The sequence below is a fragment of the Bacillus sp. EB106-04-02-XG92 genome, from assembly GCF_058791995.1.
Genome location: NZ_JBYTEA010000012.1, coordinates 132446 through 146694 on the forward strand (window position 1 = coordinate 132446; position 14249 = coordinate 146694).

The 14249-nt window shown below is 33.1% G+C and carries 11 protein-coding genes; 4 read left to right on the forward strand and 7 right to left on the reverse strand.

Annotated elements, in window-relative coordinates:
• Positions 1 to 18 precede the first annotated feature (18 nt).
• The gene (locus AC3WVA_RS23895; RefSeq protein ID WP_098881550.1) at positions 19 to 1017 is read left to right on the forward strand and encodes an NADP-dependent oxidoreductase; all 999 of its coding nucleotides are present in this window, start codon (positions 19 to 21) and stop codon (positions 1015 to 1017) included.
• Between the two features lie 177 nt (positions 1018 to 1194).
• Positions 1195 to 2661 carry a protein adenylyltransferase SelO gene (locus AC3WVA_RS23900; RefSeq protein ID WP_098346085.1) on the forward strand — a complete coding sequence of 489 codons (1467 nt, stop codon included), beginning with the start codon at positions 1195 to 1197 and terminating at the stop codon, positions 2659 to 2661.
• A 159-nt stretch (positions 2662 to 2820) separates the two neighbouring features.
• Here AC3WVA_RS23900 and AC3WVA_RS23905 read toward each other — a convergent pair whose 3' ends face one another.
• The 6 genes from AC3WVA_RS23905 to AC3WVA_RS23930 form a co-directional block, all read right to left on the reverse strand.
• A complete protein-coding gene (locus AC3WVA_RS23905; RefSeq protein WP_046954629.1) occupies positions 2821 to 3021 on the reverse strand; it encodes a hypothetical protein in 201 nt (66 codons plus the stop codon).
• Positions 3021 to 4115 (reverse strand): response regulator aspartate phosphatase, encoded by a 1095-nt coding sequence (locus AC3WVA_RS23910; protein ID WP_098346086.1) that lies wholly within the window; start codon positions 4113 to 4115, stop codon positions 3021 to 3023. Before AC3WVA_RS23910 ends, AC3WVA_RS23905 begins: the two co-directional genes overlap by 1 nt.
• Before the next feature lie 138 nt (positions 4116 to 4253).
• The gene (locus tag AC3WVA_RS23915) at positions 4254 to 4601 is read right to left on the reverse strand and encodes a DUF4260 domain-containing protein (RefSeq protein WP_098346087.1); all 348 of its coding nucleotides are present in this window, start codon (positions 4599 to 4601) and stop codon (positions 4254 to 4256) included.
• A gap of 12 nt (positions 4602 to 4613) precedes the next feature.
• Positions 4614 to 5582 carry a bile acid:sodium symporter family protein gene (locus tag AC3WVA_RS23920; protein ID WP_492322207.1) on the reverse strand — a complete coding sequence of 323 codons (969 nt, stop codon included), beginning with the start codon at positions 5580 to 5582 and terminating at the stop codon, positions 4614 to 4616.
• A 4-nt stretch (positions 5583 to 5586) separates the two neighbouring features.
• Positions 5587 to 6978, reverse strand: coding sequence for an FAD-binding oxidoreductase (locus tag AC3WVA_RS23925; protein ID WP_098346089.1), 1392 nt, complete (start codon positions 6976 to 6978; stop codon positions 5587 to 5589).
• Between the two features lie 174 nt (positions 6979 to 7152).
• On the reverse strand, positions 7153 to 7551 hold the full coding sequence (locus AC3WVA_RS23930) for a DUF2871 family protein (protein ID WP_098346090.1): 399 nt from the start codon (positions 7549 to 7551) through the stop codon (positions 7153 to 7155).
• 255 nt (positions 7552 to 7806) lie between these two features.
• Between AC3WVA_RS23930 and AC3WVA_RS23935 the strand changes: the two genes are divergently transcribed.
• On the forward strand, positions 7807 to 8310 hold the full coding sequence (locus AC3WVA_RS23935; protein ID WP_098346091.1) for a GNAT family N-acetyltransferase: 504 nt from the start codon (positions 7807 to 7809) through the stop codon (positions 8308 to 8310).
• Positions 8311 to 8907: 597 nt separating this feature from the next.
• Here AC3WVA_RS23935 and AC3WVA_RS23940 read toward each other — a convergent pair.
• Complete coding sequence (locus tag AC3WVA_RS23940) at positions 8908 to 11628, reverse strand: sensor domain-containing protein (protein ID WP_098519897.1); 2721 nt, start codon at positions 11626 to 11628, stop codon at positions 8908 to 8910.
• A gap of 934 nt (positions 11629 to 12562) precedes the next feature.
• On the opposite strand from AC3WVA_RS23940, the gene AC3WVA_RS23945 reads away from it, so the two are divergent.
• Complete coding sequence (locus tag AC3WVA_RS23945; RefSeq protein WP_098346093.1) at positions 12563 to 14041, forward strand: Lsa family ABC-F type ribosomal protection protein; 1479 nt, start codon at positions 12563 to 12565, stop codon at positions 14039 to 14041.
• Positions 14042 to 14249: the final 208 nt, after the last annotated feature.

Sequence of the window (14249 nt, forward strand, 5' to 3'; positions counted from 1 at the left end):
AATGTGGAGGTATAAGAAATGAAAGCAATGATAATTGATAAATACGGAAAAGTTCCAATGCGTATGGCAGAGGTACCTACTCCTGAAATAAATGAGCATGAGGTGCTTGCAGAAATTCATGCAGCTAGTATTAATCCTATTGACTTTAAAATACGCGATGGAAAAGTAAAGATGTTACTTAAATATGAAATGCCACTAATCCTTGGCAATGACTTTTCCGGTGTTATCGTAAAGGTTGGATCAAAAGTAACTCGTTTTAAAGTCGGCGATGAAATATATGCACGTCCAAGAAAAAATAAGATCGGTACTTTCGCGGAATATATAGCCATTCATGAGGATGATATAGCTTTAAAACCAAAAAATTTAAGTTTTGAGGAAGCAGCATCAATTCCACTCGTTGGCTTAACATCATATCAAGCATTATATGACATTATGCACTTACAAAAAGGACAAAAGATTTTAATTCACGCTGGCTCTGGTGGTGTTGGTACTTTTGCAATTCAGTTAGCAAAAATAATGGGTGCTACCGTTACAACGACTGCTAGTGAAGCTGGTGCCGATTTAGTAAAGTCTCTTGGCGCAGATGAAATTATTAATTACAAAACAGAAAAATTTGAAGAAATACTAAAAGATTATGATGCAGTATTTGATACAATCGGCGGTACAACACTTGAAAAATCATTCGATATTATAAAAAGCGGCGGCAACATCGTTTCCGTTTCAGGAATGCCAAATGCTCGTTTCGGTAAAGAATTTGGTTCCGGATTTTTCAAAACACTCTTATTTTCATTAGCAAGTAGAAAACTTACTGCACTTGAAAAGAAGCGTAACGCGCAATATTCATTTTTATTTATGAAGCCAAGCGGAGATCAATTACGTACTATCGCAAATTATATTGAAGCAGGTGAAATCAAACCGGTAATCGATCGAGTTTTCCCTTTTGAAGATGCTCAAAAAGCAATGGAATATTCAGAAGCTGGAAGAGCAAAAGGGAAAATAATCGTAAAAATAAAATAATAATAAAGACTCCATTTTCTTAAAATGGGGTCTTTATATTTACTGTTAAATAGACATAGTGCAGTGAAATCCTTACAATAGATTGCAAGGGGAAATATCATATTATACTTTTAGCTAATTTTACAAAGAATACATACGTACAAATACATAATAAAAAATAAACAAGGAGGAGATAAAATGACTAAAAATAATGAAGCTGGTTGGAATTTAGATAATAGTTATACGACTCTGCCGCAATCATTTTATACAGAACTTCCACCTACTCCCGTAAGTTCACCGGAGCTAGTTAAACTAAACCATTCACTCGCAATATCTCTTGGCTTTAATCCTGAAGAATTGAAAAAAGAAGTTGAAATTGCTGTTTTTGCTGGTAATGCACTCCCAGAAGGAGCTCACCCATTAGCACAAGCATATGCTGGTCATCAATTCGGACATTTTAATATGTTAGGCGACGGTCGTGCGCTTTTAATAGGTGAACAAATTACTCCTTCAGGTAAACGTTTTGACATTCAGCTAAAAGGTTCTGGCCCTACGCCGTATTCACGCCGCGGTGATGGTCGTGCTGCACTCGGTCCGATGCTACGTGAGTATATTATTAGTGAAGCAATGTATGCACTCGATATCCCAACTACCCGCAGTTTAGCAGTTGTCACAACTGGTGAACCAACCTATCGTGAAACAAAGTTACCTGGAGCAATTTTAACTAGAGTAGCAAGTAGCCATATACGCGTCGGCACATTTCAATATGCTGCAGCTCGTGGTTCTATCGATGACCTTAAATCACTAGCTGACTATACGATAAAAAGACATTATCCAGAAATTGAAGCTCATGAAAACCGATATACTGCATTACTACAAGAAGTCATAAAAAAACAAGCAAGTCTCATCGCTAAATGGCAACTTGTTGGATTTATCCACGGTGTAATGAACACTGACAATATAACAATTAGCGGAGAAACGATTGATTACGGCCCTTGTGCATTTATGGACAATTACGACCAAGGAACCGTATTTAGCTCCATTGATACACAAGGTCGCTACGCATATGGAAATCAGCCATATATGGCCGCATGGGATCTCGCGCGACTAGCTGAATCTTTAATACCAATCCTGCACGAAGATGAAAAAGAAGCATTAAAGATTGCTCAAGATGAAATTTCAAAATTTAGTGTACAGTATGAAAAACAGTGGTTCATTGGAATGAAAAAGAAATTAGGACTATTTAGCAACGAAGAACAAGATCACTCACTTATTGAGCAACTTTTAAAAATGATGGAGAAATATAAAGCGGATTTCACAAATACATTCCGTTCGTTAACTCTTAATACGTTAGAAAATACCCCTCTATTCGATAGCCCTGAATTTAAAGAATGGTACAAACTGTGGCAATCTCGATTAGAAAGACAAGAAGAATTGAAAGAAAATGCCTACGAAATGATGAAAAATAATAACCCATCCATCATCCCAAGAAACCATCGCGTAGAAGAAGCACTGGAAGCTGCTGTGACAAATGGCGACTATAGCGTAATGGAGAAACTCCTTGAAGCTCTAGCAAATCCTTATGCTTATTCTACAGATCAAGAAGAATACTGCGTTCCGCCTGCGCCTACGAATCGTCCTTATCGTACTTTTTGTGGGACTTGATTGCAATTTAAAGAATGTTTCTAGTTATATTAACGGTTAACAACAAACTTAAAAGGTGTTTTCAATATTGAAAACACCTTTTAAGTTAACTTATTTAATGTCCATTTTTAAAATCAACTAAAAATGCCAACTTCAAATCAAAAATACTTCATTCTATATTTATCCACGTTCTACTACTAAAAAATCTGGTTTTGCAGGTGCGGGCGTATCTCCATGAGCAGCATATTGTTTAGTATCAAAATTTAATACCGAAAAATTTTCATGTGTCGCTTGTTTTGGTTCAGCTAAAATGCCACCAATACTCAAAAATACAACACCAGCAGCCGTTAACCCCATAATAGTTAATCCAATTTTTCTCATTATTTCAACGCTCCTTTGTCAAATATTCTTTTTCTCGTTTCATAAGCCTTATAAAAATACTTTTCAGCCTTTTCTATATTGCCTTCTTTATGAAACTCTATCGCCAGCTTTTCAGCATATTCGCAGATATATTCGTTTAAATTTTCTCTTTCAAAGTAAGAAAAACTTTCGAGCATAATTTTTTCTACGTTTTCTGCTTTCAAACATCGGCAAAATTCATTTAGAATTAAAAAATGATACCTATATTCATCATTTTTTAATTCTTTACAAACTTCCAATCCAATTTCAATTAATTCTTTTGCCTTTTCTATTTCTCCTATTTTATAATATTCTCCTGCCTCTATAAAAATAGCTTTATAATGATTCGGCATTTTTTTAGAAACCTCTGATAAGTGTCTAATAGCCAAGACCGAAAGGTTTTGACTTGCATACAATAATCCTAAATTATGTCTTATTCTTAAAACTAGTGTTTCAGCATCATTTTTTTGCAAAGTATTTAACGCTGAAACAATATACTCCTCTGCTCTTTCATGCTGTTTTAATTTTGAAAAAGATAACCCCAAAACATTTTCACATAGTGCTACATTCATTTCATGCCCTGCATGTTTTGCAAAGATATCCCTTGCTTTCGAAGCATATTCAATAGCTGAATACGCTTGATACATTTGATATTTTAATGTAGAAACTCTGTAGTTAAACTCTGCTTGTTCAACTTCATCTGGAATATTCTTTAGTAATCTTTCCGCTTTATCAAAATAGTTACTCGCTTCACTATAATTTGAGAGAATTGTAGAATGTATAGATTTGAAAAAATAATAATAATATTCCAAAAATTCACCATTCGGTTTAGGCAGCGAATCTAGTTTATCAAAAGAATTTTTTGAAATGCCTATACCATCAATTAGCACTTTATATCGAAAATCTAAAAGATAATAGTGAAATAAAACATTTATATCTCCTTCGATAATATGTAGCTTTTTATCAATCTCTTCTTTTAATTTATTGGCTTCACTTACTCGTTGTGCTCTGATGTTTTGGTACCAATCATTCAGCATCTTAGTAATTAATTTATTACCCGTGATTTGTATATTCATTGAAACCCCTCCTCATCTATTTAAGTATTCTAAAAATAACACAATTCAATTATCTATATCCATATTTATATATATTTCTCAACAATTGTTTGAAATTCAATTTCTCAATTAATTATTTGTTCACATTACACCCATCTTTTATAACCTCTGAATATGAGTATCCTTAAAATCCGTCTCATATTTCAATCCATATCCAAACATTCGATCCATTCCAATATGCGCTGTCCATATTAAGCCAATCATTATAACTGTATCTACCTTAAAATAGACACCTATGATAGCTATTACTATTGATATAATATATGTGTGAAAAATATTATAAATTTTAGCGCCTACATGATTATTTATACTATACGCTAACATTGATAAATCCGGAGCTAAAAGGAATACAAAAAATATAATCCAACTAAATTCATATATTGAATACGCATAAATCGTGGCTAAGAAAACAACTAGTCCTTCAAAATGTAAAATACGCTTTTGCATTCTTTACCATCCCTATTTTTCTATATTTACAGATACATTTTCATCACTGAAAGTATTCTTTGCATTTTTCGACCAGATAGTTGCTAAAATCGGTCCTGCAATGTTATGCCACACTGCCGCTAATACACTCGGAAGCGCAGCTGCTGGTCCAAAATGTGCTGTTGCCAGCGCAACTCCTAAGCCTGAATTTTGCATTCCTACTTCTATTGAAATAGCTCTTCTTGTCCCTTCGTCTAGTCTAAGTACGAACGCTGTTATATATCCGAGTAAAAAACCAAACGCATTATGGAGCATCACTGCAATGAAGATAAGCAGGCCTGAAGAAGTAATGCTACTTACATTCGCTGAAACAACTGCAGAAACAATAATGATAATTGCTAAAACTGATATTAACGGAATAACAGTCATCCCTTTCGTAACAGTTGTAGGGAAAAACTTCTTCACTACTAATCCTAAAATAATAGGTAGGATAATAACTTGTACGATAGAAAGAAACATAGACATAGCATTCACTGGCATCCATTGTCCTGCAAGTAATAATAAAATAAGAGGTGTAGCAATTGGTGCTAGTAACGTTGATAATGACGTCATTGCAATAGACAGCGCTAAGTTCCCTTTTGCTAAATAAACCATAACATTTGATGCAGTGCCACCCGGTACTGAACCGAGCAACACTAGTCCAGCTGCTAATTCAGCTGGCAGATTCATAACGTAGGCTAGTACGTATGCGACAAGTGGCATAATAATAAACTGAGCACATACACCGATAATAACTGGCAATGGTTTTGTAGCAATGATCTTAAAATCAACAGCCTTTAATGTTAATCCCATCCCAAACATTACACCCCCGAGTAAAATTGTTATGTAACTAGTTAACCCAAGAAATGGTCCAGGAATGAAATATGCAATAGCTGCAATACAAATAACCCAAAATGCAAAATACTTTCCAGCTATATTACTTATCGCTTCTAGTACTTTCACCCAATCATCCCCTATCCTTCAGCTGAAAAACTTTATTCGGATTCAAAATATTTTGTGGGTCAAGAGCTTTCTTTATTTTTTCCATTACGAGTAATGCCGCCCCATGTTCTTCTTCTTGATACTTCCGTTTTCCGATTCCAACACCATGTTCTCCCGTACACGTTCCACCTCGTTTAAGAGCATATAAAACGATACTTTCATTTATTTCGTCCGCCTTTTCCACTTCTTCTTTATTGTTTGGATCAACCATTAAGAGTACATGGAAATTCCCGTCTCCTACATGGCCAAGAATACCACCAACAAGACCTACTTTATCTAACGTCTCTTTCGCATGTTGGATTGCACCAGCTAATTCTGAAATTGGTACACATACGTCTGTACTCATAAGCTTTTTACCAGGATAGCTATGAACGTAAGAATATGCTAGATTATGCCGTGCATCCCATAATTTATTTCTGGCCGCAGTTTCTGTTTCAAAAGCAACTTCTTTACATTTATGATCAAAAACAATTTCCTTCGTGAATTCAATATCTTGCTTTAGCCCTGCTTCATTGCCATGAAATTCTAAAAACAGTGTAGGTTCTTCTCTGTAACTTGTTTCATTATAATGATTTACTTGTTTCATAGATAATTCATCTACAAGTTCAATTCTCGCAATTGGAATACCCGCTTGTAGTATATTAATTACAGCTTCTACTGCATCATTTATAGTTGGAAACGACGCTCTTGCAGCCATAACATGTTCTGGTATACCGTATACTTTTAATGTTAATTCTGTAAAGCATCCGAGCGTCCCTTCTGAACCTACGAAGACACCATTTAAATGGTAACCTGATGATGACTTCGCCGCCAAATTTCCAGTATGTATGACTTCCCCATCAGCAAGAACGACTTCTAAATCACGAACTTGATCACGCATTACCCCGTATTTAACTGCTGTCGTTCCACTCGCATTTGTAGCAGCCATTCCACCTAACGTTGCATCTGCTCCTGGATCTACACTAAAAAACAATCCATACTTTTTCAATTCTTTATTAAGCTGAGAGCGAGTCACTCCCGGCTGTACTCTCACAAGAAAATCTTTCTCTCTTATTTCGAGTATTTTATTCATAAGCGAAAAGTCCATTGTAATTCCTTTTTCATATGGAATAACGTGACCTTCTAAACTAGAACCTACCCCAAAAGGAACGACAGGTTTTTTATGCTCACTCGCTACTTTCATTAATTTACTAACCTCTTCAGTCGTTTTCGGAAAAACTACTACATCAGGTAAACTACTAGTATGATAAGATTCATCTTTACTATGTAACTCTCTTACTGTCGTATTTATAACTACTCGATCTTCGGGAAGTACACCCTTTAACTCATTTACTAAACGCTCTATCGTTATTTCCATCGTACACTCTCCTACTTTCTATAAATTCGAATTACAAAATATGTTAACTATTTTTATACATAATAATCCGAAAAATTAAATAATTCAAGTTTTACATATATATAAAATTCGATTCCTACTGTCGAATAAACAAAAAGAACTTGCAATAACTATTGCAAGTTCTTTTTTATAAAACTACATTTTAAACGACTTCTTTATTAACAACATAAACCAAACTAAAGTAACTGCCATTAACGAATGGGAAAACCCTACAATATACGTTAACCCTTTAAAGTCTGCTCCATTTAACTGAAGAAGTCCTCTCGCTGCTAGTGAACCTAGCATTAAAGTTAGTGCGATATTATGTACAACAAACCACTTATTAAAACTTTTCGCTTCATGAAACGCGAATACTTTTGCTAACCCTAAAGCAATTAAAAAGAAGAAAAATCCGAGTACAAGTGTATGTGTATGCAACAGATTTAACAAAGTAGATCCTACAATCCCCTTATACTTTCCATACTCCCTTGCGAAAATTCCTGATAATAAACCGATAATCAAATACGTAAACGATGCATTATATAATTTTTTCATTATGTACCTCCTTGAGTAGAATGTGTAGTGTGTCATATTTAGTAATAATGATAGTTATATAGTAAAAACTCCTAGTTACCTAGGAGTCATTGTATAAGCATCTCACTCTTTACAATCAATCCTAATTATAAAATATCCCTTTATACAAAACAAACGAACTTTATGTGAACAAGTAGAGCATAATTAAAATATGTTGCACTTTTATATTTCGCAACCCATACTAATTGTTATAACTATTAAAGGTGGTGCAATAGATTGATAGTTCTTGAAACTGAACGACTCGTTCTTCGCTGGTTTCATTTAAAAGACGCTCCATTTATTCTTGAATTAGTCAACGATCCTGCATGGATCCAATTTATTGGTGATAAAAGGATTAAAAACTTAGACGATGCAAAAAAATACATCTTAAACGGCCCTGTTGATATGTATAACAAAATGGGCTTTGGTCTTTACTTAGTAGAGCGAAAAGAAGATTCCACTCCACTTGGTATGTGCGGACTTATTAAAAGAGATTCATTAGAAGATGTCGATATCGGGTTTGCCTTTTTAGAGAAATTCCGTTCAAAGGGGTATGGATTTGAATCAGCTTCTGCTGTAATGGAATACGGTGTACAAAAGATCGGACTGAAACGAATTGTAGCAATCACTACTATTGATAACATCAATTCAGGAAAGCTTTTAGAAAAAGTAGGATTTCAGTTCGAAAAGATAATTTCAGACTCTGGAGAAAACTTAAAGTTATTTGGGTATAACACATAATAAATTGTCAGAGTTCACTTTTAATCTAATCAAAAAATATTTCTTACATATACATTCCTAAAAGTTATTATGATTAAAATACTCATCTGTTTTTTAACATTATAACCAGACTAATTTAAATCACAATTCTGATTTTCAGTACCGTATTTATTCTTAAAAACACTCTATTTTATTCTTAAATTTGTCAAAACTCTTATGTAGCTACATGAAAATTTTATGCTAATATGTTACTAAGAAACTATGCGTTCCCTTAACCCTGTATCCGGCCCTGTATTTTTACAGGGCCTTTTGTTTATTTAATTTACTTATCACTTGCTTATATACACATTAAAAGTCATTTCAAATGTAATAAACGATAAATAATAAAATAACTTTAGATAGTATGACCTACAACTGTAATACGATTCCTTCAAATTTCTTGACGAGAAGACAAGTCATGAAAAAGGAATCACTAAAGAACAAGATAACAACTTGAGTAATGATACATCTTAATGCAAAATATTTTGGAAACCTAACTGCTAGTTAACTCAAAAAGAAGTTCTACTTAATATAGGTAGAACTTCTTTTCCCTTTACTTCACATGTACATAGTTCTCACTTATTCCTTGCTTAAAAACTTGAGAAACTCATCTTCATTTACAGGTTTACTGTAATAATAGCCTTGAATTAAATAGCATGCATTTTGTTGTAACACTATTAATTGTTTCTTCGTTTCTACTCCTTCCGCAATCACTTTCATATTTAAAGTATGGGCTAGCGAAATAATAGTTTGTATAATTTCATCTCCATCATTTGAAGTTCCAATCCTATTCACAAATTCTCTTGGAATTTTCAAAGTATCAATTGGATATAAAGGTAGATACGCTAATGAAGAATATCCTGTACCAAAGTCATCAATTGATAAATGTACACCATATGATTTTAATGCTTTTAACTTCGATAAAGTTTCTTTTTCATCTACCATGGCAATTCGCTCTGTTAATTCCAAATCAATCAAATTAGCTGGTACTCCTATTTCTTCTATGATAGATATAATCGTTTGAACAAAATCTTTCTGTTCAAACTCTATAGCTGATAAATTTATCCCCATTTTTAGATTTGTATAACCTGCAGAATGCCATTCTTTCAGTTGTAGACACGCTTGCTGTAGCGTCCATTTTCCAATTGAAATAATTTGCGATGTTTCTTCCGCGATAGGTATAAACTCAAAAGGTGAAATTAGCCCCAGCTCTGGATGTTGCCAACGTATTAATGCCTCTGCGCCAATAACCTTACCTGCCCTACTATCAATTTGAGGTTGATACAATAAAAACAATTCATTATTCTCAATTGCATTTGGTAAATCCTGCTCTAATCGTAATCGTCTTGTTATTTTTTGAGATAATGTTTCGTCGTACATACAAACAGCATTGCTACCTTCTTCCTTTGCGCTATACATAGCAATATCAGCATGTTGTAAAAGTGTTGTGGCATTTGTTCCTCCAAATGGATACAACGCTATTCCTATACTAAGGGATAAATAAAAGCTGTGTTGATTTATTACAAATGGTTCTTCAGTTATACGAAATAGTATTTCGCACAAATCTAATAGCTGTTGCTCTGTTTTGTTATGGACAATGATTGCAAACTCATCTCCCCCTATTCTTGCTATATGAATAGTCGGTGGCAGACATGTCCTAAAACGGTTGGCAACTTCTTTTAAAACCTTGTCACCAATTGCATGACCCAGTGTATCATTAATGTTCTTAAAGCGGTTTAAATCTATATACAGGAGTCCAAACTTATCCTGTGTTTTTTGTACTCGCTCAATAGATCTGTCTAATTCTTGTTGGAAGAATATTCGATTTCCAATCCCCGTCACCGTATCATGAAATGCTAGATAGTTTATCTCATCCTGTTGTTGCTTCATCCTCGTTATGTCTTTTACCATTATATAACTCCCAAAAGTTTGTCCTTCTATCATAATAGGAACAATCGTAACGTACCAAAAATGTATATCCTTCTCATTATTATTTTTCACACGTAACTGTAACGAAGACGAACTACATCGTTTCCCCATCTTTAGAGCTGCTTCCAATTCAGGTTTATCTTCATCTAAAAAAATAGAAAAGCACTCTTTTCCTATTAATGCTGCACTGTCTTTTCCTAATAACATACTTCCAGACTGGTTTATATTTAATACGGTACCATTTGAATCAATTGTTAATATAGGATCTGGATGGTACTCATATAAAGACTTAAACCTCTCTTGATTTTTCACCAAATCATTAGATTTTTTTATTAAATCTGCTGTTCTTTTAGATACTTTTTGCTCTAATTGATTATTAAACATTTTTAATGTTTCGGTTAAATCTTTGTTTTGCATTCGTACAATTGTATGACGAATCAGTACAAATACAAAGGCAATACAATTTCCCGTAATCAGTGTAGAGGAAGCAGTTTGCTCTTTTAAAGTAAAACCAATTAAAATTGCAACTGCAAGATAAGGAAATATGACAAGAAGTTTCTTTCCAAATGTCGGATTAATAATAAAGTAATCTCTTCTAGAAGATGTACTCCTTGGAATAGTAGCAGCAATGGCAATAAATAATAGAAAAACTCTATACAAACACCTTAATAATATGAGTGAACGATATGATAAACCATCTTGTAAATAGAAATATAAGTAGTCTGTAATGGACAATCCTGTTAATACTAAAATAAAAATAAATAATTTACTTTTCGCATTAAAAATTGCTGGTCGGAAGATAAGGCTAACTCCTAGTAATAGAAGCAATAGATCTATAATTGGGAAAATAAATGAAAGAAAAACATCTCCAATAGATAAGAATAAGATATTCGCAGCAGGTTTATTAAATAGGTACCACTCTAAGGTAAAAATGGCAGTAACAACAATACATAAATCACAAATCAAATATGCTTTTTCCCATTTATTACATTCCATCATGATTTTATAAAAGAAAGCAAAAAGAAAGAAGAATAAGAAAAACAACAAAAATACATCAGAGATATTAAAATTTTCTATTGGTAATTCTACATTAAGTACTTGAAAAGCAGATATAAAATTCCCTATCAAGAAACACCCTATTGCAATTGTAATACAAACCCAAAAGACTCCTAGTTTAATTTTTCTTGATGCTATAGAGTAAAGTAATGAGATAAATACTGTAATTTCAACAACTAAGGATGATAGTCGTATATTAAAATCTGATACAAAATAGTGATTCGGAAAAACAAATAAAAATATAAAGCAAAAGCTTAAATAAGCTATTAGAGCTACTATCAATACATAAAATTGTACATGTGAATGTTTACGCAATGGACCACCTTCTTGATTTTTCTAGACTTTTATTAAAAATGACTTGATAAGGCACAGCTCGTATTCATTAAAATGAGTGTTACCTACCATTCCATATTATGACCTTTTTTAAAAGATTTCTTTCTACATACCGCATTCAAATTTACTCATCATAAATTTGAATGATACAACTTAACTGTTCTTTAAATATGAGATAGAATCTAACCTTCCATTACAACATAGTTAGTCGCTTATTGTCACACTTAGAAAGAAGGAAAATATACTATCATTAACTTGGAAATTCGAATTAAATTACCAAACCAACTGTAACTATTATAGTTACAACTAGAGGTGATGTCAATTTCAAATACCTCCCATTTTAATGGACAAAAGACGTGACATCTTGAACAAAAATACGATGTTTATAAAAAAGATGTAATGTTATATCGACCTAACCAAAGAGATATAAATGATCTAGCATTAAGTGAAGATGATATTGCATCTCCCCAAAAAGAATGTTACTCTAAAAATAGAATAATGAAAGGAATGATGGATGAATAATGATTAACTAATTTATATTTTAAGTTGAATTTTATAACTTCAAACTACAAAATATAGGGTTAGTCTATCCATTTTTATAATTCATTTCATACTTTATTTGTCATAATTCAAATGATTAATAAGTACTTACTTAAGTATAAGCGACAGACTACTCCTTCCGATTAAAAATTGGGGGATTTTTTTATTCCCTTTTATGTAAGTTAAAATTTATTAATCGCTAAATTTAACTAACAAATAAAGGAGCGAAAAAAATGGCTAATTCAGATACTATTGTGACACATGTAATGCTCTATATAAGTCGTTAATATCCATCAAACTTATATAGAGAAATTAAAAAATGGATGGATGTTCCGACTTTATATGAAACGTTTCGATATATAAAGGAGGAATTATTATGTCAATGATAAAAGTTCAAGACTTAACTTTTTCATACCCAGGTAGCTTTGATAATATTTTTGAAGGTGTAAACTTTCAAATAGATACGGATTGGAAACTAGGATTTATCGGTAGAAACGGAAGAGGTAAAACGACATTCTTTAATTTATTATTAGGAAATTACGAGTATAGTGGAAAAATCCTTGCTTCTGTAGAATTCAATTACTTCCCCTATCCTGTTACAGATAAGAACAAATTTACTCATGAAATCCTTGAAGAAATTTGTCCCCAAGCAGAAGATTGGGAATTTCTACGTGAAATATCCTATTTAAATGTTGATGCCGAGGTCATGTACAGACCGTTTAATACTTTATCAAATGGAGAACAAACAAAGGTGTTGCTTGCTGCACTGTTTTTAAATGAGGGCCAATTCCTATTAATTGATGAACCAACAAATCACCTAGACACGGATGCACGAAAAATAGTCTCTGATTATCTAAGGAAGAAAAAAGGGTTTATTTTAATTTCACATGACAGAATCTTTTTAGATGGATGCGTTGACCATATCTTATCTATAAATAGAGCAAATATTGAAGTTCAAAGCGGGAACTATTCTTCTTGGAAATTAAATTTCGATAGACAGCAAGAGTACGAAGAGGCTACAAATGATCGTCTACAAAAAGACATAGGAAGATTAAAACAGTCTTCCAAGCGTTCAGCAAGTTGGTCTCATGATGTAGAAGCTTCAAAAAATGGAACAAGGAATTCAGGTTCTAAATTGGATAAGGGATTTGTAGGACATAAAGCAGCCAAGATGATGAAAAGGGCAAAAAACCTAGAATCAAGGCAACAAAAAGCTATTGAAGAAAAGTCAAAATTACTAAAAAATGTGGAGAAAACTGAGTCATTAAAATTAGAAGCATTAAAGTTCAAGTCAAATGAATTCGTTACTTTGGCTGACGTGTCTGTTACGTACGATGACCAAGTCGTGAATGAGCCAATTAACTTCGTAGTTGAACAAGGTGACCGAATTGTGCTTGATGGCAAGAATGGGAGTGGGAAAAGCAGTATCCTAAAACTAATTTTAGGGTATCCGATACAGCATACAGGTTTAGTTACATTAGGTACAGGACTCACCATTTCCTATGTCCAACAAGATACTTCTCATTTGAACGGATCGCTATCAAATTTTATTGAAGAGCACAAGATTGATGAGACATTATTTAAATCCATCCTACGAAAGATGGATTTTGACCGAATTCAATTTGAGAAAGATATATTTCATTATTCTGGTGGACAAAAGAAAAAACTGCTTATCGCTAAAAGTTTATGTGAAAAAGCCCATATGTATATATGGGATGAACCATTAAACTTTATAGATATTTATTCACGTATGCAAATTGAAGAGCTAATTCAACAATTTAATCCCACAATGATTATTGTTGAGCATGATAAGGCATTTCAACAAACCGTTGCAACGAAAACTATATCTATGTAACTCCACTCGAATCATTAATAAAGTATTTGAATGAAGTATTCAAATACGCCTAATTTCTCTACAATCCATTGAGAAATTAGCAATGGTGCCTCCTTCAATTCCTAATGCACATCTTAAAAAGAGCACTTTTGAATGAACTGCACCCCAATTGTTAGACACAGTCTAACAATTGGAGGTGCAGTTTTTCTATGGCTAAATTTACAGCTGA